Origin of the sequence: Sphingobium terrigena, assembly GCF_003591655.1 — a bacterium.
Classification (GTDB): domain Bacteria; phylum Pseudomonadota; class Alphaproteobacteria; order Sphingomonadales; family Sphingomonadaceae; genus Sphingobium; species Sphingobium terrigena.
Genome location: NZ_QVRA01000011.1, coordinates 59,608 through 85,211, shown reverse-complemented (window position 1 = coordinate 85,211; position 25,604 = coordinate 59,608). Strand labels below are relative to the sequence as shown.

The window sequence follows — 25,604 nt, the reverse complement described above, 5'->3', positions numbered from 1 at the left end:
CCCCGCCCCAACCCCGACCGCACCGGCCTCTTTTTGCCATCGGGCTGCGGCTGACGGCCGTCATCTGCCTGTCGATCATGTTCGTGACCGTGCGCGTGGTCGATGGACGGGGCGTGCATGTCGTCGAATCGCTTTTCTATCGTCAGGCGCTCGCCCTGCCCTTCGTGCTCGGCTGGGTGGCGATGGCCGATGGCCTCCGCACCGTGCGCACCAACCGCATCCGCGTCCATGCCAGCCGGATGATGCTGGGGCTGAGCAGCATGTTGCTCAATTTCCTCTCCTATATCCTGCTATTGCCCGCCGAAGCGGCGACGATCGGCTTTACCATGCCGATTTTCGGCACGATCCTGTCGGCGCTGATCCTGCGGGAGGCGACGGGCATCCATCGCTGGGGGGCCGTGTTGATCGGCTTTGTCGGGGTGCTGGTGATGATCCGGCCCGATGCCGGCCATTTCCCGCTACAGGGGGTCGCGGTCGCCATCGCCGCTGCCTTCGTGACGGCCAGCGTCAGCCTGGTGCTGCGCGAACTGGGCCGGACCGAAAGCGCAGGCGTGGTGGTGTTCTGGTTCACCACGCTGTCGATGATCCCGCTGGGCATCGCCATGCCCTTCTTCGCACAGATGCATGATCCGGTCACTTGGGGGCTATTACTGCTGATCGGCCTGTTCGGCGGCATCGCGCAGCTTTGCCTGACCGCCGCGCTGCGATGGGGGCCGGTGTCGGTGGTGCTGCCAATGGACTATAGCGCGATCATCTGGACGACGCTGCTAGGCCTGGCGATCGGCGAACCATGGCCGCTGGCGACGACCTGGATCGGGGCAAGCCTGATCATCGCCAGCGGTCTCTATATTGCCTGGCGCGAACATGTCCGCGGCAAAGCGGCGGTGCCTACGACAGCAACTCTGCATCCAGACTGATGTCGGCCTTCAGCAATTTGGAAATGGGGCAATTGGCCTTCGCCTTGCCCGCCAGATCCTGAAATGTCGCATCATCCACGCCGGGGATGCTGGCCTTGAGCGTCAGATGGCTGGCGGTGACGGCAAAACCATCGTCCAGCTTTTCCAGCGTGACGACCGCCTTCGTATCCATCTTGGTTGCGGTCAACCCAGCTTCACCCAGGATCAGCGACAGCGCCATGGTGAGCAGGAGGCGTGGGCCGCGGCGATCAGTTCTTCGGGGTTGCTGCCCGGCACGCCTTCAAAACGGGTAGCAAATCCATAGGGATAGGCATCCAGCGCGCCGCTCTGGGTCGATATCGCACCCTTGCCGTCCTTCAGCCCGCCGCTCCACACCGCGGACCCGCTGCGATTGATCTTCATAATTCTTTCTCCTGCTTTTGCCGACAAGGAACCCGCGAGCACCCCCGTAGTTGCATCCTTATAATCCTTCTTGTGCAGGAGAGTGACAATGTCCGACACGACACTGGAACATCATGGCGATCTGATCGCGTCCGATCGGGTCGAAGGCACCGCCGTCTACAACCGGCAGGGCGAGAAGCTCGGCAAAATCTCCAACTTTATGGTCGACAAGCTGTCGGGGCAGGTCCGTTATGCGGTGCTGTCCTTTGGCGGCTTTCTGGGCATGGGGCATGACCATTATCCCCTGCCCTGGTCCATGCTGAATTACGACACGCAGCAGGGCGGCTATGTGGTCGACCTCGACCGCAAGCTGCTGGAGGACGCGCCGCGCCACATGGCCGATGAGCGCCCCGATTATGACGATGGCTATGGCCGCAACGTCTATCAATATTATGGACTGATCTACCCCTGGTAAGGGCTGGCGGGCGGACAGACGGCAGCAGCAAAGCCGCCTGCCCGCCCGCACCTTCCGGTCGCCCAGATTTCGACACATTTTGTCGCTTGCCCATTGTCTACCATAAGAATAGAATTATCGCCATCGCCTGGATAGACAGGATGAGGACCAGACCATGGAGCGATTCGGATTTTCGGGTGACACGCGCCAGCCGGTCGTGCTGACCATCCCTGGCCTGAACAATAGCGGGCCGGGCCACTGGCAAAGCCTTTGGGAGGAAACACGCGGCGATTGCGAGCGGGTTGATCTGGGCAGCTGGGCCAGCCCCAACCGCAATGCCTGGGTCACGCGGCTGGACGCAGCAATCCGCGCCGCCAACGGCCCCGTCATCCTGGCCGCGCACAGCCTGGGCTGCATGGCCGTCGCCTGGTGGGGCGCGTTGCAGAGCCAGGCCTATGGCTGGCCAGTAACCGGCGCACTGCTGGTTGCGCCGCCCGATTGCGACCGGATGGAAACCCCCGAAACGATCGGCGGCTTTGGCCCCACCCCGCGCGCGCCGCTGCCTTTCCCGTCCATCCTGGTGGCCAGCCGGGACGACCCTTATATCTTCTTCGAGCGCGCTCACAGCATCGGCAAATATTGGGGCAGCGAATTTGTGGATGCGGGCCATGTCGGCCACATCAACGCCGATTCGGGCCTTGGCGAATGGAGTTTTGGGCAGGGGCTGCTCGAACGGCTGATCGACAATGCGCAGGAACAGGCGTCCGCGATGCGCCAGTCCCGTCCGGCCATGCCACTGGCGCGACAGACGCAGGCTCCTGTGGGCCTGCGCGCTCATCCCTGACCTCACCCCAAGGGGCGCGACAAGAGAAACTTGCGCGCCCCTTATATTTGCTTTTTTGTCTATCAATAAAGTTGAGATAATAAGCGGGAAAGAGGTTAAACATGACAGACACCAAACCAACTGACTTCCGTAATGGCCGCGCCGACACGCAACGGTCCGACATCATAACCAGCATCGACAAGGTGCGCGGCGTGCTGGCGGGACTGAAGTTCGGATCGATCACGCTGACCGTCCATGACGCCCGCGTGGTCCAGATCGACGTGACCGAAAAGACGCGCCTGACCAGCTGAGCAGAGCTGGCGCGCACCAGAGTTACCGGGTCGCACGACCCATTTGGCTGGGGATGAGCCACATTTCATCATCCCGAAATACCAGGCTTTGACCGGACCACCGGAAATGCCGCGATCAAATAAACACCGGACCGCCGGAAAAAGGGGACCATCATGATTGCGCGTTTTCTGTTGCTTGCCAGCGTGGCAAGCGCCTCCCTCATCACGCCTGCCGCCTTTGCGCAGGACGCCACGCCGCAGCCGGTCGATCCGGCCGTCGAAACGCAGAATCCGCGCAGCGACGTCATCGTCGTGACCGCCCGCCGCCGTCAGGAAACCGCGCAGGAAGTGCCGCTGGCGATTTCCGTGGTGAAGGGCGACAGCATCGAGGCGACCGGCAATTTCAACATCGTGAAGCTGCAGCAACTCGCCCCGACGCTCCAGGTCTATACCACCAACCCGCGCAATACGTCGGTCAACATCCGTGGCCTCGGCGTGCCGTTCGGCCTGACCAGCGATGGCTTTGAACAGGGTGTCGGCATCTATGTCGACGACGTTTATAACAGCCGCGTCGCCGCCGCGACCTTCGACTTCCTTGACGTCAATCAGGTTGAAGTGCTGCGCGGGCCGCAGGGCACGCTCTATGGCAAGAACACCACGGCAGGCGCGATCAACATCACGACCAACCAGCCGACCTTCGATTTTGAGGGCCGCGCCGAACTGACCGTCGGCAACCTCAATCTCAAACAGGCGAAGGCCGCTATCTCCGGCCCGCTGTCGGACACGGTCGCGGTGCGCGTCGCCATGGCATCGACCAGCCGTCGCGGCACGCTCTACAATGTGACGAGCCAGCGCTGGATCAACGAGCAGGACAATCTGGGCCTTCGCGGTCAGTTGCTGTTCAAGCCCAGCGAGGATTTCAGCATCACCCTGTCGGGCGATTACAGCAAGCAGGACCCTGAATGCTGCGGCACCACCTTCGTGCGCGTTGGCAAGACCCAGCGCCCGCTCAACCGCCAATATGATGCGCTGGCCGCCGCGCAAAATTATGTCGTGCCCAGCCGCAATCCCTATGACCGGCTGACTGATCTGGACAGCAACCTGAACGCTGGCAACAAGATTGGCGGCGTGTCGGCCAAGATCAAATGGGATGTCGGCCCCGGCACGCTGACGTCGGTCACCGCCTGGCGCTTTTGGGACTGGAAGCCGGAAAATGATCGCGACTTTACCGGCCTGTCGATCGTTTCGAGATCGCAAAACCCCTCGCAGCAGGACCAGTATAGCCAGGAATTCCGCTATAATTACGAAAGCCAGGATGTCGATTTCGTCGTCGGCCTGTTCGGCTTCAAGCAGCGGATCGACACCCAGGGCACAGAACAGCAGGGCGACGACGCCGCGCAATGGAGCCTTGCCCCTTCCACCGATCCGGCCAACCCGGCCAATAATCCCGCGACACTCGCCGGTCTGACCGCCAGCAACACCCAATATCTCAAGGCTGACAGTGCCGCGCTGTTCGGTCAGCTGAGCTGGAAAGTGACCGACGCGCTGACGATCCAGCCGGGCCTGCGCCTGAACTATGACAAGAAATCGGGCTTTTATCAGCGCGTCGTCACCAATGCGCAGGGTCAGGCCATCAGCTGCACCACTGTCGCCGAACCGGGGACCATCAAGGGTACGACCCAGCAATGTGGCGTCTATCAGCCACAGGTCAGCGCGCCCTCCGACAGCGCATGGAATTTCACCTACGACTTCAACATCAATTACAAGATCGCCCGCGACGTGCTGGCCTATGCAACCTATGCCAAGAGTTTCAAGACGCTGGGGATCAACCAGAACGGCCTGCCGCTCAACGCCGACAATACGGTCAATTACGACGCCAGCACGGTGAAGCCGGAATCGGTCAACCATTATGAAATCGGCCTCAAAACCCAGTTCTTCGATCGCCGGGCCACCTTCAACCTCACCGCCTTCCGCACAGATATCAAGAATTTCCAGGCAACGGTGAATGGCGGCCAGTTCGGCACGGTGCGCGGCTACCTCGCCAACGCGGGCAAGGTCCGGTCGCAGGGGATCGAGGCAGACTTCAAGATCGTCGCCAGCGATCGCTTCACCGCCTATGCCAATGGTGCCTATACCGACGCCAAATATAAGAAGTTTGTGGACGCGCCCTGCCCGCCCGAATTGTCGGGCGGCACGTTCCAGGCGGCCAATGCAACACCGGACTATTCGCAGCCGGGCGTGCCGGGTGCGCTTAGCCCGCGCCAGTGCGACATTTCGGGTGCCGACCTGCCGGGCGTATCCAAATGGGCCTTCTCCTACGGTGCGGAGATCAACCAGCCGGTGACGCTGCTGGCGAAGGAAGGTCAGGTCTATTTCGGCGTGGACGGCAATTACCGCTCGCACTGGAACAGCAATGCCTCGCCATCGATCTACACCAATGTGAAGGGCTATGCGCTGACCAACTTCCGCGCCGGTTTCCGGGGCGAAGGGTTCGATGTGTTTGGCTGGGTCCGCAACGCGCTCGACGTCGATTATATCGAAACCCTGCAGGTCGCACCCGGCAACACCGGCCTGATCGCCGGCCAGCCCGGCGATCCGCAAACCTGGGGCGGCACGATCAAATTCAGCTTCTGATCCGCAAATTATCCAGCTCACCCCCGGCGGGGCGGCAGCAATGCCGCCCCGTTTGCGTTGCGGGGCGCAATAGACTATATATGGTCCGAATTTGATCGAGGATCACTATCATGCGCTATTCCACCCGGATCAAGCCGATCAGCTATTTCAAGGCAAATGCCGCCGAAATCCTCGCCGACCTCAGCGAGGGTGCCGAGCCGATGATCCTCACCCAAAATGGTGAAGCGAAGGCCATCGTGCAGGACATTCGCGATTATGAAAAGACCCAGGAAACACTGGCGATGCTCAAGATATTGGCGCTGGGGATGGAAGATTTACGAGCCGGTCGCGTCAAACCCCTAGAGGAGGTCGTCGCTCGATTGAAGGATCGTGGTCAGGACGAAAATGGCTGAACCGCCATATCCGATCAAAGTCACCAGCGACGCCGAGAATGATCTGGCGAGTATCCATGCCTATATGGCAGCACACCGCTCCGCCGACGATGCCGATGCTCTGATCGACCGTCTGGTAGAACGCATGAATGCACTGCGCGACTTCCCGTTGCGTGGCACGGTTCCGCAGGAAATGGCCGTTCTGGGCGAGGATGCGTATCGCCAGATCGTTCAACCGCCCTATCGCATCATCTATCATTTCACTGGCGCGTTCGTCCTCATCCTCATGATTGCCGATGGCCGTCGCGACATGCAGGCACTGTTGAGCCAGCGCCTGCTGGGCCAGTAAGACCACCCCCGCCCCTCCGGCATTTGCGCCCCGCGCCCCGGTGCGGTAGAGCGCCCCCATGTCCACGACCTTCACGCTCGACACGTCGACCAGCCGCGCTACGCCCACCCCTGCGCCGATGAAGCGCCTGACCGTGCCCGCCATCCAGCGGCGCAAATTTGAGGGGAAAACAGCCGAGCCGCTGGTAATGCTGACCGCCTACACCGCGCGGCAGGCGCAATTGCTCGACCCGCATTGCGACATGCTGCTGGTCGGCGATTCGCTGGGACAGGTGATTTACGGCCTGCCCTCTACCCTCGCGGTCACGCTCGACATGATGTGCGCCCATGGCGCGGCGGTAGTGCGCGGCAGCTATCATAGCGTCGTCGTGGTCGACATGCCGTTCGGCAGCTATGAAGCCTCGCCGCAACAGGCCTTTGCCAGCGCCAGCCGCATCATGGCGGAAACCGGCGCGGCGGCGGTCAAGCTGGAAGGCGGGCAGGTGATGGCGGAGACGATCGCCTTCCTCAGCCAGCGCGGCATCCCGGTCATGGCCCATGTCGGCCTGACCCCCCAGGCGGTCAATGCGCTGGGCGGCTATGGCGCACGCGGCAAGAGCCAGGAAGAACATGCCAAGATCATGGCCGACGCCCGTGCCGTCGCGCAGGCGGGTGCCTTTGCCCTGGTGCTGGAAGGGGTGATGGAGGAACTGGCCGTCGCCATCACCGACAGCGTCGATGTGCCGGTGATCGGCATTGGGGCATCGGCCCATTGTGACGGGCAGGTGCTGGTGACCGAAGATATGCTGGGCATGTTCGAACGGGTGCCGCGCTTCGTCAAACGCTTCGACAATATCGCGCAAACCATCACCAGCGCAGCGGAGCGTTATGCCGCCGATGTGCGGGCGCGCAGCTTTCCGACCGAAGAACAGGTCTATCGCCCGAAAAAGTGATTTGCCTGTGGCATAAGCGCCGCTATTGATCGCGCCTTCTGCCCATCTGTTTCTGATCCATGTCCCGGAGAATATCGTGGCCCTGACGCCGCAAAATAGCGAAGCCTTCATGCGTGAAGTCGATGAAGCAGTCCGTCAGGACCAGCTTTTGACCGTGTGGCAGCGCTATGGGCGCTGGATATTGGTCGCGGTCGTGGCGGGACTCGCGGCCTTTGGCGGCTGGCTCTACTGGCAGCATCATAGCAAGACCCAGTCCGAAGCCGTGTCGGAACAGATGGACGCCGTGCTGGCGACCGCCACCGGCGGCGGCACGCCCGATGCCAAGCAGCTGGACGCGCTGACCAAGGCCAGCCAGCCGGGCTATCGCGCGTCGGCTTTGCTGGTGCAGGCCGGGACAGCCTCGCGCAAGGGCGACGCCAAGGGCGCAATCGCTCTTTATGGCGCGATGGTCGCGGATACCGGGCTGGACCAGCCCTATCGTGATCTGGCGCTGATCCGCCAGACCGCGCTGCAATTTGAAACGCTAAAGCCGCAGCAGATCGTCGATCGCCTGAAACCGCTGGCGATCGAGGGTGCGCCCTGGTTCGGCAGCGCGGGCGAACTGGTCGCCATCGCTTATATGAAGATGGGCAAGAATGACCTCGCCGGGCCGCTGTTCGCCGGAATCGCCAAGGACGCCAATGTCCCCCAGTCGATCCGTTCACGCGCGCGACAGATGGCAGGTTTATTGGGGATCGACGCGGTTGAATTGCCCGCTGATCCGGCACAGGGATGAATGAGCGCATGGGAATGGACAGCATGAAGACAAAAGCGCCCATTGGCCGCGCCGTGACGCTCACCCTGATGATCGCGCTGCTGGCCGGCTGCGGCATCGTCGGCGGCAAGAAGGGCGGGCCCAAGACCCCTGTGCTGGGCAACCGCGTGTCCATCCTGAACAATGAACAGGGTGTCGAGGTCGAACCGGCGCTGGCCGACGTGCCGGTCGCCCTGCCTGCCCCTTATGTCAACGATCAATGGGCGCAGCCGGGTGGCGACCCGTCCAAGGCGATGGGCAATGTCTCGCTGGGCGGATCACCCACGCAGGTGTGGAGCGCCTCGATCGAGGGCAGCTCGCCGCAGGCGCGCCTTGCCGCGTCGCCGGTCGTGTCAGGCGGCAAGCTGTTCGTGACCGACGCTGGCGCGCATGTCATCGCGTTCGACGCGGCGAGTGGCGGCAAATTGTGGCAGACCAGCCTGCCTGCCGAGGGCAAGGGCAATGGCCGTTCGCTCTTCGGCGGCGGCGTCAGCGTCCTGGGCGACCGGGTGTTCGCCAGCACGGGTCTGGGCGACGTATTCGCGCTCAACGCGGCCGACGGGGCGATCATCTGGAAGAAGCATCTGGCCGGGCCGCTGCGCGGCGCACCGACGCTGGAAAATGGCCATGTCTATGTGATGGGTCAGGACAACCAGATTTTCGCGCTCAACCAGTCCGATGGTGAAACCCAGTGGACCGACAGCGGCACGTTGCAGGTGACCGGTGTGTTCGGCGTCGCCGCCCCCGCCGCCGCCCAAGGCACGGTGATCGCGGGCTATAGCTCAGGCGAACTGACCGCCTATCGCTACGAAAATGGCCGGACCCTGTGGGGCGACGCGCTCTCGCGTACCAGCATTTCGACCGCTGTTGCCACGCTGACTGATATCGATGCCGACCCGGTGATCGACCGGGGCCGGGTATTCGCCATCGGTCAGGGCGGCCGCATGGCCTCCTATGAACTGACCAGCGGCCAGCGCCTGTGGGAAATCAACATTGCGGGCATCTCCACCCCGTCGGTGGTCGGCGAATGGGTGTTCGTCGTCACCAGCGACGCCCGCCTGCTCTGCGTCGCGCGCGCCACCGGCAAGATCCGCTGGGTCAGCCAACTGCGCCGCTGGCAGAAGGAAAAGAAGAAGGACAAGGCGATCCGCTGGACCGGTCCTGTTCTGGCGGGCAATCGCCTGATCGTCGTGTCCACGCGCGGCCAGATGGTCTATGTCGATCCCACCAATGGCAGCGTGCAGGCGCAAGTGGACATGGATCGCTCCATGTCGCTCTCGCCCATCGTTGCCAACAACATGCTTTATCTGCTTGCCGATGATGGAAAATTGACGGCACTCCGCTAAGAGCAACAATCATGCTAGATGTGCTCCCGCGAAGGCGGGAGCCCAGTTCCACCTTACGGACTGGGCTCCCGCCTTCGCGGGAGCACCGCATTTGTCGATTTTGAATTTGTCAGAAGGAAACGGGCCTCCATGCTGCCCACAGTAGCCATTGTCGGGCGGCCCAATGTGGGCAAGTCCACCCTCTTCAACCGCCTGGTCGGCAAGAAGCTGGCGTTGGTCGATGACCAGCCCGGCGTCACCCGCGACCGGCGGGAGGGCGAAGCGCATCTGCTCGGCCTGGACTTCATCATCGTCGATACTGCCGGTTATGAAGATGAGGACGCCAACAGCCTGCCCGGCCGGATGCGGATGCAGACCGAGGCGGCAGTCGAAAATTGCGACCTCGCTTTGTTCATGATCGACGCGCGCGCGGGCATCACCCCGCTGGACGAGGAAATCGCCCGCTGGCTGCGCGCCAATGATGCGCCGGTCGTGCTGGTCGCCAACAAGGCGGAGGGCAAGGCCGCCGACGATGGCGTGATGGAATCCTTCAGCCTGGGGCTGGGCGAACCGATCCCCTTTTCCGCCGAACATGGTCAGGGCATGGCCGACCTGTTTCAGGCGCTGCTGCCGTATCTGGAAAAAGAAGATGACGAGCCGCACGAAAAGGAATTTTACGAGGATGACGAGAGCGCCCCGCTCAAGCTCGCCATCGTCGGCCGCCCCAATGCGGGCAAATCCACGCTGATCAACCGGCTGCTGGGCGAAAACCGTCTGCTGACCGGCCCGGAAGCGGGCATCACCCGCGACAGCATCGCCGTCGACTGGATGTGGATCAGCGACGAAGGGCAAGAACGCCCCGTCCGCCTGATCGACACCGCCGGGATGCGCAAACATGCCAAGGTGCAGGACAAGCTGGAAAAGCTGGCCGTCACCGATGGTCTGAACGCTGTGAACTTTGCCGAAGTCGTCGTGCTGCTGCTCGATTCGACCCGCGGGCTGGAGGCGCAGGATCTGCGCATCGCCGACAAGGTGCTGGAGGAAGGACGCGCGCTCGTCGTTGCGCTCAACAAATGGGATACGGTCGAACATGGTTCGGCCCTCTATCAGGGCATCAAGCAGGCACTGTTCGATGGTCTCGCACAGGTGCGCGGCGTGCCGATCATGACCGTGTCGGCCGCGACCGGCAAGGGGCTGGACGACCTGATCCGCGTCGCGTTCGAAACCCGCACCACCTGGTCGAAGCGCGTGTCCACCGGCGTCCTCAACCGCTGGTTTGAGAGCGCGCTGGAGGCCAATCCGCCGCCAGCGCCCGGCGGCAAGCGGATCAAGCTGCGCTACATCACCCAGGCCAAGACCCGCCCCCCCGGCTTCATCCTGTTCGGCACGCGGCTTGACGATCTGCCCGAAAGCTATCGTCGCTATCTGGTCAATGGCATCCGCAAGGAACTGGGCTTTGGCGCGGTGCCGGTGCGATTGACGCTGCGCAGCGCCAAAAACCCGTTCGGCAAATAGGCGCGATGGCCGATCCGGTCATCGTCCATGCGCGCGGCATGAAATGTCCCTGGCCCGCCCTGCGCGCGGCACGGGCCATGCGCGATGCGCACGCTATTATGATCGAAGCGGACGACCCGATTGCCGGGCGCGAACTGGAAGCGCTCGCCCGGCAACATGGCTGGTCCTTTGCGATCCTCGACACGCATCGTTATGCGCTGTCGCAATTAACACCGGATTGAACCAACTAATCCATTGCTGATCGCCACGCTTTAACGCTCTGTTTACATGCACCGCCTATTTTCTCGTTGTTAGAGCAAGGAGTGGCACGGGTGCCTCATCAAGAAACCGATCTGGTGAATTGGAGCGATTTTGCACGCACCCGCGGTGAGCTGGGTACGGCATTTCTGCGCATCCTTGGCTATTTCCGGGAAGATGGTGCCAAATCCATCGGTGCGGTCGAGGATGCTTTCCGCGCCCGCAATGCCGCCGCGTTGGTGACGCCCGCCCATACGCTCAAGGGCGAATCGGCGCAATTTGGTGCCTATCGGCTGAGCGCCATGGCCGAAGAAATTGAAATGGTCGCCCGCCGCTGCGTGGAAACGCGGGAAAGCCCGGACGAATTGATCGAAACCGTCGTCGCGCTGCGCCCCTGCTTTACCGAGACGATGGCGCTGCTGGACCGCGACGCCAACCCGCTGGTCGCGCGTCGTCCGGTGACATTTGGTCGCCGCACCGACACCCCGGCACAGGGCTTTGGTCGCGCCGTCTGATTTTCCCGTATTGAAATAAAACCCATCATGCCCCCATATGGCAGGCATGACACGCTTTTCCATGCTCGACCTCGTCCCCGTCCGTGAAGGGGACAGCGTCGCCACCGCGCTGGCCAATGCCGCCGATCTTGCCGCCCATGCCGAAGCGCTGGGCTATCATCGCTACTGGGTGGCCGAACATCATGGCATGGCGGGCATCGCGTCGGCCGCCACCTCCGTGGTGCTGGCCCATATCGGCCATGCGACCTCCACCATCCGTATCGGCGCAGGTGGCATCATGCTGCCCAACCATGCCCCGCTGCTGATCGCCGAACAATTTGGCACGCTCGCCGCCTTGTTCCCCGGCCGGGTCGATCTGGGGCTGGGTCGCGCGCCCGGTTCCGACCAGCGGGTGGCACAGGCGATCCGCCGCAATCTGGCGGGCGGCGCGGACCAGTTCCCGCGCGACGTGATGGAGTTGCAGGCCTATTTTGCGGGCGATGATCGGCTGGGCATTCAGGCGACACCGGGCGCGGGCGAGGATGTGCCGCTATGGATATTGGGGTCCAGCTTCTATGGCGCGCAACTCGCCGCCGCGCTTGGCCTGCCCTATGCCTTCGCCTCCCATTTCGCACCCGGCGCACTGGACGAGGCGATCGCCATCTACCGCCGCGACTTCCGCCCGTCGGCGCAGCTCAAAACTCCCTATGTCATGGCGGGCTATAATGTCTTTGCCGCCGACAACGCCGACGAAGCGCAGCTGCTCGCCAGTTCGATGCAGCAGGCGTTCGTCCGCCTGCGCACCGGCCAGCCGGGCAAGCTCCAGCCGCCGGTGGAGGGCTATTATGACAGCCTGCCACCGCAAGCGCAGGCGATGCTGTCCGACGTGCTGAGCGTCTCCAGCATCGGCACCCAGGCCGATGTCGAGCGCGACATTGCCGCTTTTCTACGCCGCACCCAGGTCGACGAACTGATCCTCACCGGCCAGATCCATGATGTGGCTGCGCGCAAACGCAGCTTCGCCATTGCAATGGCCGCCGCACAGGCGCTTACCGCTCGCGAACCGGCCTGATCCGTCCGCCGCTCAGCATAGTGGCCGCACCGGGCGCGATCCGGCGCAGCAGCGTGGCGATCAGCATGACCGCGCCGAGCACCAGCAGCGGCTGGATCAGCAGATAGAGCGGATAGAGCGGCGATCCGAGCGACCCGAACAGCTCGCCCAGCAACGGGCCGAACAGCCAGATCAGGATCAGGTGCGCACAGAAGAGGAAGAAGACGAACGGCTCGATCCGCAGCAATACGCCACGCACACCGCTCCCCGCCAGCGCCCAGGCCAGCCGCCAGAAAGCGAGCGCCGCCGCGATCCGCACCGCCAGATCGATGGCATTGCGCACCAGCACGGGCGGCAACTCCGCCAGCCCGACCATCACATAAAGCTGGACGCTGATCAGCAGCGCAAAGGGCAGCACTGCCCCCGCCAGCGGCAGCGCTATCGCCCGCCGCTCCCACCCGCCACGCCGGGCAAGGATGCCGAGCGTGAAGAAGCACAGGATCGACGCCCGCATGAGCACCGGCGGCCCCAGCCCTGCGACATGCGCCGCCGCCGCCGCAATGACCACCATCCACAGCGTCCATCCCGGCGATCGCACCAGCAGCGGCGCTACAACCATGCACAGGAACAGATCGCGCAAAAACGGCATCTGGACATTGATGTCGGGATTGCGGCTGACGATCAGCACCTCCTGCACCACCCACCAGAGTGATGTCGGCACCGGCGCGCTCAGCGACCCGAACCAGGCCACGCCCGACACCAGCAGGATCGCCAGCCCGTTCCACAGGATCATCGGCAGCAGGATCGTCCGTGCCTTGCGCCAGACATGGCCCCGCCAGTGCCGCGCGCTCTCCGACCCCGCCACCAGCCAGCCGGAAATCAGCCCCAGCAGCGGCACCGCGCTGCGCCCGAATATCTCCATCAGCGCCCAGCGCAGAGTCTCCTGCCCCGTGCCGCGCAGCGCGTCGAGTGCTGCGCCATTCTGCCCGGTCCAGGCGTGGACATAGACAACGCCAAGGATACAGATGACACGGGCTATGGCGATCGCGTCGGAGCGACGCGCTCCATCGGCCACTATCGTTTCGGACAAGCAAAGATCCTGACTGTTACGCGGCAATAATGCGCCAACTGGCCCGCTGTTCCGCGCCGCCCCATGTCGATCCGTTTCGGACCTGTGCCTACCGCGCGTTAACCCTGTGCGGCTATAAGCCAATCTTTACCTCTATCGCCTAGATAAGTGCCTGTTTGCCGGAAGCCGCTCCGGTCGAAGGGACGACAAAGGCTCATGACCCAGATGCCGGGCGCACAACAATTTACTAATGCTGCATCGTCCGCACACCCCGCTTTGGGTCAGGCCATGGGTATGGTGTTCCAGATTGCCGGGTCCAGTTCCAAGGTGATGATCGACGCCACACGCCTTGCCGTGCTGGGGCAGGATCCCGATCCCTGCACCGCGATGGCGGGACAGGTCGGCAGCCAGGTGAAGATGCGCGTCGGCCAATGCTGGCTGGTCGCCAGCGTGCGCGCGATGACGCTGGATCAGGCGAGCAAGAGCATCATCGCCGACATCGACTTTCTGGGTGAGGGCGATGAGGAAAAGCTGACCGGCCGCATCTATCGTTTCCGCCGCGGCGTGACCCGCTATCCCACGCCCGGAACCGATATCTTCCCGGTGTCGGGCCGCGACATGCAGCAAATCTACGCCGCAGACGATCGCCCCAATGTCGAAATCGGCACCGTCTATCCCACCAATGACACGCGCGCCGCCCTCTATGTCGATTCGATGCTGGGCAAGCATTTCGCGCTGCTCGGCTCCACCGGCACCGGCAAATCGACCAGTGCGGCGCTGATCCTGCACCGCATCTGCGACCTGTCGCCCCAGGGGCACATTGTCATGATCGACCCGCACGGCGAATATGGCGCCGCCTTCGCCAACAACGGTGCGGTGTTCGACATCAACAATCTGGCCCTGCCCTACTGGCTGATGAATTTCGAGGAGCATTGCGAGGTGTTCGTCACCTCGTCCGGCTCCGAACGCACCGTCGATTGCGACATTCTCGCCAAATGTCTGCTCGCCGCGCGATCGAAGAACCGCCTGGCCGAACAGATTGGCCGCCTGACCGTCGATTCGCCCATCCCCTATCTGCTGTCCGACCTGACCTCCATCCTCCAGAATGAGATGGGCAAGCTCGACAAGGGCACCAACTCGCTGCCCTATATGCGGCTCAAGACCAAGATTGACGAGATCAAGGCCGATCCGCGCTACAGCTTCATGTTCTCCGGCATGCTGGTCGCCGACACGATGCAGGCCTTCATCGCCAAGATTTTCCGCCTGCCATCGGACGGCAAGCCGATCTCCATCATCGACGTGTCGGCCATGCCGTCCGACATCACCTCCACCGTCGTGTCGGTATTGTCCAGGTTAGTGTTCGACTATGCCATCTGGGCGCGCGACGAGCCGCAGCGGCCGATCCTGCTGGTCTGCGAGGAAGCCCATCGCTACATCCCCAACAGCACCACCGGCGCAGGGCAGGCGGTGCGCAAGATATTGGAGCGGATCGCCAAGGAAGGCCGCAAATATGGCGTCTCGCTTGGCCTCATCACCCAGCGTCCGTCGGATCTGGCCGAAGGCGTGCTGTCGCAGTGCGGCACCATCATTTCGATGCGCCTGAACAACGACCGCGACCAGGCATTCGTCAAGGCCGCCATGCCCGAAGGCGCGCGCGGCTTCCTCGATTCCATCCCCGCGCTGCGCAACCGGGAAGCGATCATCTGCGGCGAAGGCGTCGCGGTGCCGATCCGCGTCGCGCTCGACAATCTGGAAGAACATCGCCGCCCCGCATCGGGCGACCCCAGCTTCACCGAACTATGGCGCCAGTCGGGCGGCGAGGACGCCATCCTCGACCGCACCATCACCCGCTGGCGCAATCAGGGGCGTTGATCGTCACGCATGGGAAAGGTGATAGCGTTCCCCGGCGAAGACCGGGCTATCGCATATGAAACTACCCCCTCCCTCCTCGTCATCCTGAACTTGTTTCAGGATCCATTCCTCGTACCGAGCGGCAGCTTTTGGGGCATGATGGATGCTGCAACAAGTTCAGCATGACGTTGCTGAATAACGGAAACTCATATGCAATTCCCCGGCCATTGCCGGGGAACAACAGTTCGTAGGTTTCCATCAATGCGCATTGTTATTACCCCGTCGGCGCAATCCGCCCGACAGGCTCAGCCTCACTGTTCACAGCCTCGCGACATTCTTCCTCATGCACCGGCATCAGCAGCTTGGCCGTGCGCCAGCCGCCATGGGCATAGACGAGGAACGCCAGCAGCAGCGACACGAACGACCCTGCCGGGAAGCTGAGCCACAGCGCATCCGCCCCGATCAGCGGATAGGCGACATAATAGAAGCCGATCCGCACCACGAACAGAGTGAAGATCAGGATGATCAGCGGCTTCACCACCACGCCATTGGCGCGCATCACCCCGAACAGGATCATGGTGCAGCCAAAGGCGATGAAGCTCCAGCTGACCCGCAACTGCATGTGCCAGGCTTCGGCGATCACCGCGCCATTATCGCCCAGGAACAACCCCAGCAGCGGCTCGTGGAACACCAGCATCAAAGTTACCATCGTGCCGGTGATCAGCAGCTGATAGCCGATGCCGACCCCGGTGATCCGGCTGATCCGGTCCCACCGGCCCGCGCCGACATTCTGCGCCGCCATCGCGCTGACCGCCGCGCCCATCGCCATGGCGGGCATCTGGAGATAGGTCCATAGCTGCTGCGACGCGCCATAGGCCGCCGTCACCAGCAGCCCTTCGCGATTGACCAGGCCGATCATCACCAGCCCCGACGCGGACATGACGATCATCTGCAGGCCCATCGGCAGCCCCTTGCCCAGCAGCACCCCCATCTGGTCCGCCGCAGGGCGCAGATAGGCGAGTTCCGCGCCGCGCAGCCGCAGCGGCAGATCCTTGGCATAGGTGTAGGCGATGATGCCGATCAGGCTGACAAAGCCCGCCACCGCGGTCGCGGTCGCCGATCCGGCGATGCCCATGGCGGGAAACGGCCCCAGCCCCAGGATCAGCACCGGATTGAGGATCAGGTCCATGGCCACGCTGACGATCATGAAAATCAGCGGCGTGCGCGCGTCCCCCACCCCGCGCAGGCCCATCATGATCATCACCGACAACAGGCTGGCGGGCATCGCCACGAAGATGACGCGCAGATAGACCAGCGCCATGTCATAGGCTTCCGCCGGGGTCGCCAGCATCCGCAGCAGCGCCGGCGCGCCCAGCCAGCCCGCCGTCGAAACCACGACCGCCAGCCCCATGCAGAAACCGACCGCCGACCCGAACGCGCGCCGCGCCGCGTCGATATCGCGCCGTCCCATCGACTGGCCGATCATGACGGTCGACGCCATGCCAAAGCCGAACACAACCGAGAACATGAGGAACATGATGATATTGGCATTGGCCGTCGCTGCCAGCGCCTGCGGCCCCAGAAACCGCCCGACCCAGATCGCGTTGATCGAGCCATTGAGGGACTGGAGAATGTTCGACGCCAGCGTGGGAATGGCGAACAGCAGCAGCGTGGACGCGATCGGCCCCTGCGTCAGGTCTTTTGCGCCTGCTGTGCTTGCTGCCACTTGCTGCCTCTCCCCTCGTGCCGGTGCTCCCGCGCAGGCGGGAACCCATAGTCCTTATAGCTTCACCCCAGCCGGTCCAGCGCCGCTTTCAGCCTTTCCGCCTCGGCGGTTTTTTCGGCATGATCCTCGCGCGCCTTGGCCACGGCTTCGGGCTTGGCCTTTTCAACGAAACTGGGGTTGGACAATCGCCCGCCCAGACCATCCCGCTCCTTCTCCGCCGCAGCCAGCGCCTTGGCGAGACGGGCTTTTTCGGCAGCAATGTCGATCACGCCTTCCAGCGGCAGGATGAAGGTCGCCTCATCCACCACGATCTGAATAGCACCGCGCTGAGCCATAAGCCGAGCTTCGTAATTGTCAGACCCTGTCCGCGTAGAAACTTCGATTGGCTGAGCGTGCATGATCTCTGAAACACGAGCAAGGCGATGGATCGCATCCTTATTGCGCACGACCCGATCTGGCAGACTCAGATAAGAACCGTCTTGCACAGAAAGTTTCAGCTTAGCTGATGGAGGCACATTCAATTCGGTTCGAGAGGCGCGGATCGCGCTGACCAGGCGGATCAGCCAGTCAATCTCCGCCTGAGCCTCGCTGTCCACCGCCGCCAGCGCCTTGGGCCATTGCGCGACGATCAGCGCGTTCGCGCGTGCGCCGGTCAGGTGCCACAACTCTTCGGTGATGAAGGGCATGAACGGGTGGAGCATCACCAAAATCTGGTCGAATGCCCAGCCCGCAACGGCGCGCGTCTCGTCATCCATCGCGCCCTTGGTCAGTTCGATATACCAGTCGCAAAACTGGTCCCAGACGAAATGATAGATGGCGTTGGCCGCCGCATCGAAACGCAAGTCGGCCAGCGCCGTGTCGATCGCCTGCACGGTGGCCACCGTCTCGGCAATGATCCAGCGGTTGACTGGCGCGTGGGCGGCAGGCGCGTCGATGCTGTTCGAGGCCGTCACGCCGTTCGCCTGCAAAAAGCGCGCCGCGTTCCACAGCTTGGTCGCGAAGTTGCGATAGCCCTCGACCCGCTTCTCATCCATCTTCACGTCGCGGCCCTGGCTCTCCATCGCACTCATGAAGAAACGCAGCGCATCGGCCCCGAACTTGTCGATCAGGCCCAGCGGATCAACCACATTGCCCTTAGACTTGGACATTTTCTGCCCGTCCGCCGCACGGACGAGGCCGTGGAGATAGAGTTTGCGCCACGGCACATCGCCCATGAACTCCATGCCCTGCATCGCCATCCGCGCGTCCCAGAAGAACAGGATATCGAAGCCGGAAATGAGGAGATCATTGGGGTAGTGGCGCTCCACTAAGCCCCTCCCCTTCAGGGGAGGGGTTGGGGTGGGGGCGTGCCCGACAGTCTGCGCCTGATCGACGGCCCCCACCCCCGGCCCCTCCCCTGAAGGAGAGGGGAGGGTTTCTTCCGGCCAGCCCAGCGTCCCGAACGGCCACAGCGCCGAGGAGAACCAGGTGTCGAGGACGTCGGGATCGCGATGCAATAGGACAAAATTACCGGACTGCCAGTCGGTTTCCGAAACAATACCCTGAGGCGAATGGCGCTGCTCAAAATCGACAAAGTATATAGAAGCATTTGCCCCATAATACTCTTGAGCGACCGCCTTCGCTTCACCTTCGTCAACGGCGACGAAGAACTCAGTCTCGGTGGTGGTGCGACCATTCTCCAGCTTCGGCCCAAACCAAGCCGGAATCTGATGCCCCCACCACAGCTGGCGGCTCACGCACCAGGGCTGGATATTCTCCATCCAGTTGAAGAAGGTCTTTTCCCATGTCTTGGGGACTATCTCGATCCGCCCGTCGCGCACCGCCTGCATCGGCGCGACGGCCAGCTTGGCGGCATCGACATACCATTGGTCGGTCAGCCAGGGTTCGATGACCACGCCCGACCGATCGCCAAACGGCGTCTGGATAACCCGCGGCTCGAAGTCGGCGGCGACCTCCTCGCCCTCCTTATTCTTGGTAACGTGCGGCACCAAAAAATCTGGCTTCATCGCTTCGACCACCGCCTTGCGCGCCTCGAACCGATCCAGCCCCAGATAGGCTTCCGGCACCAGACCATCCGCCGTCTGCACCACCTTAGCATCCGCATCGAACATATTGAGCATCTGGCCCGCCGCGATGCCCGCGCGCTTGCCGACCTCGAAATCGTTAAAATCATGCCCCGGCGTGATCTTCACCGCGCCGGACCCCAGTTCCGGGTCGGCATAATCGTCGCCCACGATCCGCAAGCGCCGTCCGGTGATCGGCTGGAGAATCTCCTTGCCGATCACGCTCTGATAGCGCGGATCGTCGGGATGGACCGCCACCGCCATGTCGGCCAGCATCGTTTCCGGCCGCGTCGTCGCGACGACGATATGGTCGCTGCCGTCCGCCAACGTCACGCCATCGGCCAGCGGATAGCGGAACCGCCAGAAGCCGCCCTGCGTCTCCTTCGTCTCCACCTCCAGATCGGAAATGGCGGAGCGGAAATGCGGGTCCCAATTGACCAGCCTTTTGTCGCGATAGAGCAGGCCACGCTGGTGCAGTTCCACAAACACCTTGACCACGGCCTTGCTGAAATGCGGGTCCATGGTGAATTGTTCGCGGCTCCAGTCCATCGAACAGCCCAGCCGCCGCAACTGGCCGGTGATGGTGCCGCCGCTCTCTTCCTTCCACTCCCACACCTTCTTGATGAAGCCATCCCGTGGGCTGAGTGTGTCGGTGCCAAAGTCGTGTTTCGACTTGCCCTGTGCTGCCATCTGCCGCTCGACCACCATCTGGGTCGCGATGCCCGCATGGTCGGTGCCGACGACCCACAGCGCATCCTTGCCACGCAGCCGCTCGTAGCGGATCATGATGTCCTGCAACGTATTGTCGAGCGCGTGGCCGATATGCAGGCTGCCCGTCACATTGGGCGGCGGATTGACGATGGTATAGGGCTGCGCGTCGGGCCGTTCGGGACGGAACAGGCCGTTCGCCTCCCAATGCGCGTACCAGCGGGCTTCGATATCGGCGGGGTCGAATGTCTTGGGCAGATCGGTCATGGAAGCGCCCTTAATGGCCCTTCCCCTTCCATTCCAGCGAAACTATCAGCCCGCCACACCCTGCGCCCTCGCAAAGGCGTCCAGCTTCGCGTGGCAGGCGGCGCGCTGCGTCTCGCTCATCCATCCCGCGTTGAAGGCGTTGCGCTGCAACTGCACCAGTTCCGCCTTGGTCAGCGCACTGCGCGCCTGCGCCTTCACCAGCACCTCATTGAGATATTCGCTGCCCATATAGGCCGGATCGTCCGAATTGATGGTGACGTTGAGGCCCGCGTCCAGCATCCCGCGCACCACATCGATCGGCGGCTTATCCCCGCGCACCGTGCCGGAAAAGCTGGGGCAGACGGTGAAATACAGGTTCCGCGCCTTCGCCATCGCCATCAGCTCCGGCGATTCCAATATGTTGCCGCCATGGTCGATCCGGTCGACGCGAATGTCGACAATCGCCTGGCGGATATGTTCCAAAATATCCTTCTGGTTGAGGTCGCAATGCGCCGTGACCTTCAGGCCCGCCGCCCGCGCCTTGGCGAAATGGGCGGCGAATTTGATCGGCGGATGGTCTTTCTCGTCCGAATCCAGCCCGACCGCGACCAGATGCTCGCGGAACGGCAGCGCCGCTTCGAGCGCCGCCATGGCCGATTCCGCCGACAGGTCACGCACGAAGCAGAGGATGAGTTGCGACCCGATCCCCAGTTGCGCCGCAGCCGCCACCCGCGCGCTGGTGATGCCGCCAATCACCGCGGCCATCGGCACGCCGCGTTTCAGATGCTCCTGCGGGTCGAAGAACATTTCGGCATAGAGGATATTCTGCGATGCCGCCTTGGCCAGATAGGCATAGGCCAGATCGTGAAAATCCTGCTCCGTCCGCAACACCTTCATGCCGTCATAATAGATGGCCAGAAAGCTGGGCAGGTCATGATAAATATAGCTGGCCTTCATCGCGGCGACATCGGCAAAGGGCAGGTCCAGCCCGTTGCGCTTCGCCAGCGCGAACTTCATGTCCGCTTCCAGCGTGCCTTCCAGATGGACATGATATTCCGCCTTGGGCAGCGCGGCGATGAAGCGGGCCATGTCGGCGGCATCGCCCGCCTGCTGGGCCACCGCGCTCCACATCGGGAGGGAGGGCGTCATCGCGGCGAGCGATGCGCCTACTGCGCCAAGAACCAGGCCGCGTCTGCTCAACATCATCACCAATCCCCTGAAAACCCGTCTGTCTATCCGGGCATCGGGCTGCGCATGTCCATCATGATATAGTCCACGCCCCGTATCAAAAAATGGAGCGGCAGGGGTGCGGCTCAGCGCGCGGTGATGCGCGCGATTTCCTTGGCCACCATGTCCTCGACCAATGCAGGCAGGCGCGCGTCGAGCCATTCCTTGAGCATGGGTTTCAGCATCGACCGGACCAGCCCGTCGAGCGTATTGTCCGCGCCTTCCGGGGCGGCGACCAGCATGGAAGAGAGGGCGGAGAGCGAATGGCGCGCCGCGACTTCGCTTTCGACCGACAGGATCGACTCGTCCGCTGCGGCGGCAGGCTTGGCCACCGGCGTCGCCTTGGCGGCAGGCTTGGGAGCGGGCATCACATCCTCCACCACGACCTCTTCGGTCAGTTCCAGCACTTCGTCGATCAGCGGCACGAAGGGGGCGCGCTCCGGCTCACCCGGTTCGATCATCGCCTTGGGCGCAGCATCGGCGCGGCCACGACGTGGTACCGCCTGCACAGCATCCTCGCCTTCCTCGGCGATGATCCGCTTGATGGACGAGAGTATCTCTTCCATCGAGGGTTCCTTGCTCATGTCGCCCATGCCGTCCCCTGACTATCGGCCGCGCAAAAACAGCCCCTTATGGCTGTTGTGCCGTATCGGGACTCACATTGGCGTTTTGCGGCAGCGTGTCAACGGTGCGCGTGGCGACCGGCCGGGGCGCGGCATCATAGTCCCAGTCGAACCATTTGCCCTTCACCCGATCATAATTGACCATGGGATCATAGAGCGCGCCGCTGGCCAGACCCAGATCGTCCGCTTCGGCATGACCCATCGCGGCGAGCAGGCTGAACCCCGCTACATAGGCGTTGCGCCGCGCCGACACCAGCTGGACGCGGGCGTTGAGCGCTTCCTGTTCGGCATTGAGGATGTCGAGGATGGTGCGGCTGCCCACCGAATTTTCGGCCCGCACGCCTTCCAGCGACAGGCTGGTCGCATCGACCGCCTTCTGGTTGGACTCGATCGCCTGGAGCGAGGCCTGCCAGCTGGCATAGGCGGCGCGCGCCTGGGCGATGACCCCGCGTTCGACCTGGATTTCCTGCTCGATCGCCTGCGATTCCTGCGCCTGGCGCTGGCGCACCTGCGCGGCGACGCGGCCACCCTGATAAAGGGGGATGCTCAGCTGCACCCCGGCCTGCGCCTGCTTGTTGATCTGCGATCCGCCCCCGGCCGTGCCATTTTCGAGCGTATCGAGATAATTGGTATAGCCTGCCTGGGTGAAGGCCGAGAGGATGGGCAGATTGCCCGCCTTGGCCACCCGCACGTCATAGCGAGCGGCTTCCCGCGCTTTCTTGGCCGACGCAATGTCGGGATTGTCGGCCAGCGCCACCTGCACCGCCAGATCGGGCGTGGCGGGCAGCCCCGGCAGGACCGGCGGCGGCTCCAGCATGTCGGGCGCCTCGCCCACCAGCGCAATGTAATTTTCGCGGCTGGTGATCAGGTTCGCCTGCACCGTCTGCAAATCGGCCTGCGCCAGCGCCAGCCGCGATTGCGACTGGGCCACGTCGGTGCGGGTCAGGTCGCCGACCTCGAACCGGTCGTTGGTCGCCTGGAGATTGACCTCCAGCACCTTCACATTGGCCTGATTGAGCGAGACGATCGCGCTGTCGCGGATCACGTCCATATAGGCACCGACGACCTGCGAAAAAATGCTGGCTTCGGTGCCGCGCAGATTGGCCTGCCCCGCCTCGACCCGGACCTTGGCGGCCTTTACACCGTTGCGGACCGACCCGCCCGAATAGATGGGCACGCTCAACTGCGCCTGCGCATTCACCGTCCGTTGGGGCGACGTAAAGCTGATCGTGGGTTTGAGGATGCTCTCCGAAAAGCTGGCGCTCACATCCGCCGCGGGACGCCCGCCCGCCTTCTGGATCGGCACATTCTCATCGGTCGCCCGCTGCCCCGCGCGCGCGCCGGTCAGCGTCGGGTTGGACGCATAGGCCTTCGCCAGCGCGCCTTGCAGCGTTTCGGCCATGGCCGGACCGGCCAGGCAAGAGGATAGCAACAGCAAGGCTGTAGCGGTGGTCCGCCGGAAAGTAGGTCGCTTTGCTGTCATGATCCCCGTCTCAAAAAACGAATCGCTCCGGCGCGGCAAAGCCCGGCAGCACCACCATCTCGATATCGGCAACGCTGGACAGGCCCAGCACGCCCGCAACAACCCGACCGCTCGCCAACCGGGTGACCCCGCGTTCGACCACACCCGTGACGACCCGCGCCCCGTCGACAAGCTGCCCAACGAGCGCGGCAGGCACTTCCGCCACTGCGCCGTCGATGAACAAAAGATCATAGGGCGCGCCAGAAGCCGCCCCGGCGTTCAGCGGCCCGCGCACCAGGCTTGCGCCAGCGATGTCCGGCCCGCCCTCTTCCTCTACCGCCGTCACCTGCGCGCCCAGCGCGGTCAGCAGCGCGGCGCTATAGCCCGTCGCCGCGCCGATCAGCAGCACCTTGTCACCGGGTGCAACTTTCGCCTCGGTCAGCAGGCGACCAACCACCAAAGGCGGGTTGAGCGCACGGCCACCGCTCAGCGGGATCGGGCGATCGATATAGGTCATGGCGCGGCGTTCGGCCGGGACATAATCCTCACGCGGCACGCTGGCCATCGCGGCGATCACGCGCGGATCATCCACGTCGCTGGTACGCAACTGGCTTTCGACCATGGCGGTCCGCATCGAAGAAAAATTCTGCTCGGTCACGATCATTCTCGCTTGGTCGACTGGACTTGGCACAACTGTATTGGCAATGCAATACAGCAAGGGGATCAACGGACCTCTAAATCAGCGCGCAGGCCACGCCAAGCGGCTTTGCATGGCAGGCGATCAGAATCTTGACGCCCCCGCCCGATCCGCCGCTTGACTTTGCAACCAAAGCCGCACATTTGCGGCGTCCACCGCGACGGATGGCCCGATGGCGGAGTGGTTACGCAGAGGACTGCAAATCCTTGCACGCCGGTTCGATTCCGGCTCGGGCCTCCAAAATCCTGTCTGGCGACGTCTGCCAACAGTTGAAAAATCCCTGATTTCCCTATGTTTATGGGCATTCGCTGATTATCAGTGGATGCCCTTATTTGCCTGCAACTGCGGATGATGGGGGCCTAATTTGGGGGCCTCAAAAGGCCCCAGCAGAATCGAGGCCCCAATGGCGCTAACCGATACCGCTATTCGCAATGCCAAGCCCGCAGACAAGCCTTACAAGGTTACTGACTCCCAGGGTTTATATTTGCTCGTCAATCCAAGAGGCAGCAAGCTGTGGCGAATCAAATGCCGTATCGACGGCGTGGAGCGGTAGCTGTCGCTACGGGCGTATCCCGAGATTACGCTGGCCGAGGCGCGCGCCGCCAGGGATGCAGCCCGTAAGCAACTGGCTCACGCGGTCGATCCCAATGTAGCCAAGCGGCAAGCCCGCATCGAGGCGAGCATTCGGGCCAGCAACAGCTTCGCTAGCGTGGCCGAGGAATTGATAGAGAAGAAAGCGCGTGAGGGGTTGGCTGAGCCAACGCTGGAGAAGATGCGCTGGTTTGTGAAACTGATGGGGGCAGACTTCGGAAAGCGGCCTGTCACCGATATCACGCCTCAGGAACTTCTTCATGAACTGCAGAAGCATGAACGACGGGGCCGCTTGGAAACCGCCAATCTCCTGCGCGCCTTTGCCAGCCGTGTTTTCCGCTTTGCAGTCGCAACGGCGCGTGCCGAACGTGATCCGGCGCCCTCCTGCCCGCTATCGAGGATTATCAGTGTGATCCCGCCGTCATGTACGCCCTTAAACTGACACCTCATATCTTACAGCGTCCGGGCGAACTGCGGCAGATGGAATGGGCTGAGGTCAATTTCGACAAAGCTGTCTGGACGATCCCGGTAACAAAGATGAAAATGCGCCAGCCCCATTCGGTGCCTCTGTCTCGGCAGGCTCTCGCGATACTGCAAGCCATGCGATCCTTATCCGGCTCCGGGCGCTATGTGTTCCCTTCGATCCGCACCCGAGCAAGGCCGATCAGCGAAAACACCATCAACGCGGCATTGCGGCGCATGGGCTATTCAGAGGTGGCCGGGGTAGTCTGAACACGGATCGGCATTCGATAAGTGGATCATCTGCCGGTTTCATC

24 protein-coding genes, 1 tRNA gene and 2 pseudogenes are annotated in these 25,604 nt (G+C 63.0%); 19 read left to right on the top strand and 8 right to left on the bottom strand.

Translation table 11 applies throughout. The annotated features are described in order from the left end of the window. Positions 1-38 precede the first annotated feature (38 nt). Positions 39-917 (top strand): DMT family transporter, encoded by an 879-nt coding sequence (locus tag D0Z70_RS13510; RefSeq protein ID WP_275402217.1) that lies wholly within the window; start codon positions 39-41, stop codon positions 915-917. Here D0Z70_RS13510 and D0Z70_RS13505 read toward each other — a convergent pair. After that, positions 889-1,319: pseudogene (locus D0Z70_RS13505) on the bottom strand (OsmC family protein). The gene D0Z70_RS13510 and the pseudogene D0Z70_RS13505 sit on opposite strands and share 29 nt — an antisense overlap. 88 nt (positions 1,320-1,407) lie before the next feature. Here D0Z70_RS13505 and D0Z70_RS13500 point away from each other — a divergent pair. The 13 genes from D0Z70_RS13500 (at position 1,408) to D0Z70_RS13440 (ending at position 12,586) form a co-directional block, all read left to right on the top strand. Continuing rightward, on the top strand, positions 1,408-1,773 hold the full coding sequence (locus D0Z70_RS13500) for a PRC-barrel domain-containing protein (protein ID WP_119747262.1): 366 nt from the start codon (positions 1,408-1,410) through the stop codon (positions 1,771-1,773). Between the two features lie 154 nt (positions 1,774-1,927). Continuing rightward, positions 1,928-2,596, top strand: a complete 669-nt coding sequence (locus tag D0Z70_RS13495) for an RBBP9/YdeN family alpha/beta hydrolase (protein WP_119747260.1) — start codon at positions 1,928-1,930, stop codon at positions 2,594-2,596. Between the two features lie 101 nt (positions 2,597-2,697). Further along, complete coding sequence (locus D0Z70_RS13490) at positions 2,698-2,886, top strand: YezD family protein (RefSeq protein WP_119747258.1); 189 nt, start codon at positions 2,698-2,700, stop codon at positions 2,884-2,886. Between the two features lie 153 nt (positions 2,887-3,039). After that, positions 3,040-5,499: a TonB-dependent receptor gene (locus D0Z70_RS13485; protein ID WP_119747256.1), complete on the top strand. Its 2,460-nt coding sequence runs from the start codon at positions 3,040-3,042 to the stop codon at positions 5,497-5,499. A gap of 110 nt (positions 5,500-5,609) precedes the next feature. After that, a complete protein-coding gene (locus D0Z70_RS13480) occupies positions 5,610-5,891 on the top strand; it encodes a type II toxin-antitoxin system Phd/YefM family antitoxin (protein ID WP_119747254.1) in 282 nt (93 codons plus the stop codon). Beyond that, positions 5,884-6,219: a type II toxin-antitoxin system RelE/ParE family toxin gene (locus tag D0Z70_RS13475; RefSeq protein ID WP_119747252.1), complete on the top strand. Its 336-nt coding sequence runs from the start codon at positions 5,884-5,886 to the stop codon at positions 6,217-6,219. The genes D0Z70_RS13480 and D0Z70_RS13475 overlap by 8 nt, the downstream gene beginning before the upstream one ends. A gap of 58 nt (positions 6,220-6,277) precedes the next feature. Further along, complete coding sequence (gene panB, locus D0Z70_RS13470) at positions 6,278-7,150, top strand: 3-methyl-2-oxobutanoate hydroxymethyltransferase (RefSeq protein ID WP_119747250.1); 873 nt, start codon at positions 6,278-6,280, stop codon at positions 7,148-7,150. Positions 7,151-7,226: 76 nt separating this feature from the next. Continuing rightward, complete coding sequence (locus tag D0Z70_RS13465; protein WP_119747416.1) at positions 7,227-7,925, top strand: tetratricopeptide repeat protein; 699 nt, start codon at positions 7,227-7,229, stop codon at positions 7,923-7,925. A 14-nt stretch (positions 7,926-7,939) separates the two neighbouring features. Further along, positions 7,940-9,289 (top strand): outer membrane protein assembly factor BamB family protein, encoded by a 1,350-nt coding sequence (locus D0Z70_RS13460; RefSeq protein ID WP_182913963.1) that lies wholly within the window; start codon positions 7,940-7,942, stop codon positions 9,287-9,289. 129 nt (positions 9,290-9,418) lie between these two features. Then, entirely contained in the window at positions 9,419-10,783 is a 1,365-nt protein-coding gene (der, locus tag D0Z70_RS13455; RefSeq protein WP_119747246.1) for a ribosome biogenesis GTPase Der, read from the top strand. A 5-nt stretch (positions 10,784-10,788) separates the two neighbouring features. Next, complete coding sequence (locus tag D0Z70_RS13450) at positions 10,789-11,004, top strand: sulfurtransferase TusA family protein (protein ID WP_119747244.1); 216 nt, start codon at positions 10,789-10,791, stop codon at positions 11,002-11,004. A gap of 90 nt (positions 11,005-11,094) precedes the next feature. Further along, positions 11,095-11,535 (top strand): Hpt domain-containing protein, encoded by a 441-nt coding sequence (locus tag D0Z70_RS13445; protein ID WP_119747242.1) that lies wholly within the window; start codon positions 11,095-11,097, stop codon positions 11,533-11,535. A gap of 46 nt (positions 11,536-11,581) precedes the next feature. After that, entirely contained in the window at positions 11,582-12,586 is a 1,005-nt protein-coding gene (locus D0Z70_RS13440; RefSeq protein ID WP_119747414.1) for an LLM class flavin-dependent oxidoreductase, read from the top strand. On the opposite strand, the gene D0Z70_RS13435 is transcribed toward D0Z70_RS13440, so the two are convergent. Then, positions 12,564-13,655: an acyltransferase family protein gene (locus D0Z70_RS13435; protein ID WP_119747240.1), complete on the bottom strand. Its 1,092-nt coding sequence runs from the start codon at positions 13,653-13,655 to the stop codon at positions 12,564-12,566. The two genes, D0Z70_RS13440 and D0Z70_RS13435, sit on opposite strands and share 23 nt — an antisense overlap. A 195-nt stretch (positions 13,656-13,850) precedes the next feature. Between D0Z70_RS13435 and D0Z70_RS13430 the strand changes: the two genes are divergently transcribed. Continuing rightward, on the top strand, positions 13,851-15,506 hold the full coding sequence (locus D0Z70_RS13430; RefSeq protein WP_119747238.1) for an ATP-binding protein: 1,656 nt from the start codon (positions 13,851-13,853) through the stop codon (positions 15,504-15,506). Positions 15,507-15,759: 253 nt separating this feature from the next. On the opposite strand, the gene D0Z70_RS13425 is transcribed toward D0Z70_RS13430, so the two are convergent. From D0Z70_RS13425 to D0Z70_RS13400, 6 genes are all read right to left on the bottom strand, one after another. Next, complete coding sequence (locus tag D0Z70_RS13425) at positions 15,760-17,211, bottom strand: MATE family efflux transporter (RefSeq protein WP_119747236.1); 1,452 nt, start codon at positions 17,209-17,211, stop codon at positions 15,760-15,762. A gap of 62 nt (positions 17,212-17,273) precedes the next feature. Continuing rightward, positions 17,274-20,249: a valine--tRNA ligase gene (locus tag D0Z70_RS13420; protein ID WP_119747234.1), complete on the bottom strand. Its 2,976-nt coding sequence runs from the start codon at positions 20,247-20,249 to the stop codon at positions 17,274-17,276. 45 nt (positions 20,250-20,294) lie between these two features. Further along, on the bottom strand, positions 20,295-21,434 hold the full coding sequence (gene add / locus D0Z70_RS13415) for an adenosine deaminase (protein ID WP_239018920.1): 1,140 nt from the start codon (positions 21,432-21,434) through the stop codon (positions 20,295-20,297). Between the two features lie 107 nt (positions 21,435-21,541). Further along, on the bottom strand, positions 21,542-22,048 hold the full coding sequence (locus D0Z70_RS13410; protein WP_119747232.1) for a DUF2497 domain-containing protein: 507 nt from the start codon (positions 22,046-22,048) through the stop codon (positions 21,542-21,544). A 37-nt stretch (positions 22,049-22,085) separates the two neighbouring features. Further along, positions 22,086-23,561 carry a TolC family outer membrane protein gene (locus tag D0Z70_RS13405; protein WP_420820382.1) on the bottom strand — a complete coding sequence of 492 codons (1,476 nt, stop codon included), beginning with the start codon at positions 23,559-23,561 and terminating at the stop codon, positions 22,086-22,088. A gap of 10 nt (positions 23,562-23,571) precedes the next feature. After that, on the bottom strand, positions 23,572-24,204 hold the full coding sequence (locus D0Z70_RS13400) for a protein-L-isoaspartate O-methyltransferase family protein (protein ID WP_119747227.1): 633 nt from the start codon (positions 24,202-24,204) through the stop codon (positions 23,572-23,574). 199 nt (positions 24,205-24,403) lie between these two features. On the opposite strand from D0Z70_RS13400, the gene D0Z70_RS13395 reads away from it, so the two are divergent. From D0Z70_RS13395 to D0Z70_RS25365, 4 genes and pseudogenes are all read left to right on the top strand, one after another. Next, positions 24,404-24,477 (top strand) — tRNA-Cys (locus tag D0Z70_RS13395). Between the two features lie 163 nt (positions 24,478-24,640). Then, positions 24,641-24,844, top strand: a pseudogene (locus D0Z70_RS25375) (Arm DNA-binding domain-containing protein); the annotation flags it as partial. Between the two features lie 102 nt (positions 24,845-24,946). Further along, entirely contained in the window at positions 24,947-25,270 is a 324-nt protein-coding gene (locus tag D0Z70_RS25370) for a phage integrase central domain-containing protein (protein WP_239018918.1), read from the top strand. Next, complete coding sequence (locus D0Z70_RS25365) at positions 25,252-25,560, top strand: tyrosine-type recombinase/integrase (protein WP_239018917.1); 309 nt, start codon at positions 25,252-25,254, stop codon at positions 25,558-25,560. Before D0Z70_RS25370 ends, D0Z70_RS25365 begins: the two co-directional genes overlap by 19 nt. The last annotated feature ends 44 nt before the right edge of the window (positions 25,561-25,604 follow it).

Bases quoted from the DNA above. Each gene is read 5' to 3' on its own strand.
- D0Z70_RS13480 (WP_119747254.1), top strand. From the start codon at position 5,610: ATGCGCTATTCCACCCGGATCAAGCCGATCAGCTATTTCAAGGCAAAT.
- D0Z70_RS13440 (WP_119747414.1), top strand. From the start codon at position 11,582: ATGACACGCTTTTCCATGCTCGACCTCGTCCCCGTCCGTGAAGGGGAC.
- D0Z70_RS13500 (WP_119747262.1), top strand. From the start codon at position 1,408: ATGTCCGACACGACACTGGAACATCATGGCGATCTGATCGCGTCCGAT.
- D0Z70_RS13405 (WP_420820382.1), bottom strand. From the start codon at position 23,561: ATGACAGCAAAGCGACCTACTTTCCGGCGGACCACCGCTACAGCCTTG.
- D0Z70_RS13485 (WP_119747256.1), top strand. From the start codon at position 3,040: ATGATTGCGCGTTTTCTGTTGCTTGCCAGCGTGGCAAGCGCCTCCCTC.
- D0Z70_RS13475 (WP_119747252.1), top strand. From the start codon at position 5,884: ATGGCTGAACCGCCATATCCGATCAAAGTCACCAGCGACGCCGAGAAT.
- D0Z70_RS13400 (WP_119747227.1), bottom strand. From the start codon at position 24,204: ATGATCGTGACCGAGCAGAATTTTTCTTCGATGCGGACCGCCATGGTC.
- D0Z70_RS13460 (WP_182913963.1), top strand. From the start codon at position 7,940: ATGGACAGCATGAAGACAAAAGCGCCCATTGGCCGCGCCGTGACGCTC.
- der (WP_119747246.1), top strand. From the start codon at position 9,419: ATGCTGCCCACAGTAGCCATTGTCGGGCGGCCCAATGTGGGCAAGTCC.
- D0Z70_RS13410 (WP_119747232.1), bottom strand. From the start codon at position 22,048: ATGGGCGACATGAGCAAGGAACCCTCGATGGAAGAGATACTCTCGTCC.
- panB (WP_119747250.1), top strand. From the start codon at position 6,278: ATGTCCACGACCTTCACGCTCGACACGTCGACCAGCCGCGCTACGCCC.
- D0Z70_RS13450 (WP_119747244.1), top strand. From the start codon at position 10,789: ATGGCCGATCCGGTCATCGTCCATGCGCGCGGCATGAAATGTCCCTGG.
- D0Z70_RS13430 (WP_119747238.1), top strand. From the start codon at position 13,851: ATGACCCAGATGCCGGGCGCACAACAATTTACTAATGCTGCATCGTCC.
- add (WP_239018920.1), bottom strand. From the start codon at position 21,434: ATGATGTTGAGCAGACGCGGCCTGGTTCTTGGCGCAGTAGGCGCATCG.
- D0Z70_RS13490 (WP_119747258.1), top strand. From the start codon at position 2,698: ATGACAGACACCAAACCAACTGACTTCCGTAATGGCCGCGCCGACACG.
- D0Z70_RS13495 (WP_119747260.1), top strand. From the start codon at position 1,928: ATGGAGCGATTCGGATTTTCGGGTGACACGCGCCAGCCGGTCGTGCTG.
- D0Z70_RS13420 (WP_119747234.1), bottom strand. From the start codon at position 20,249: ATGACCGATCTGCCCAAGACATTCGACCCCGCCGATATCGAAGCCCGC.
- D0Z70_RS25365 (WP_239018917.1), top strand. From the start codon at position 25,252: ATGTACGCCCTTAAACTGACACCTCATATCTTACAGCGTCCGGGCGAA.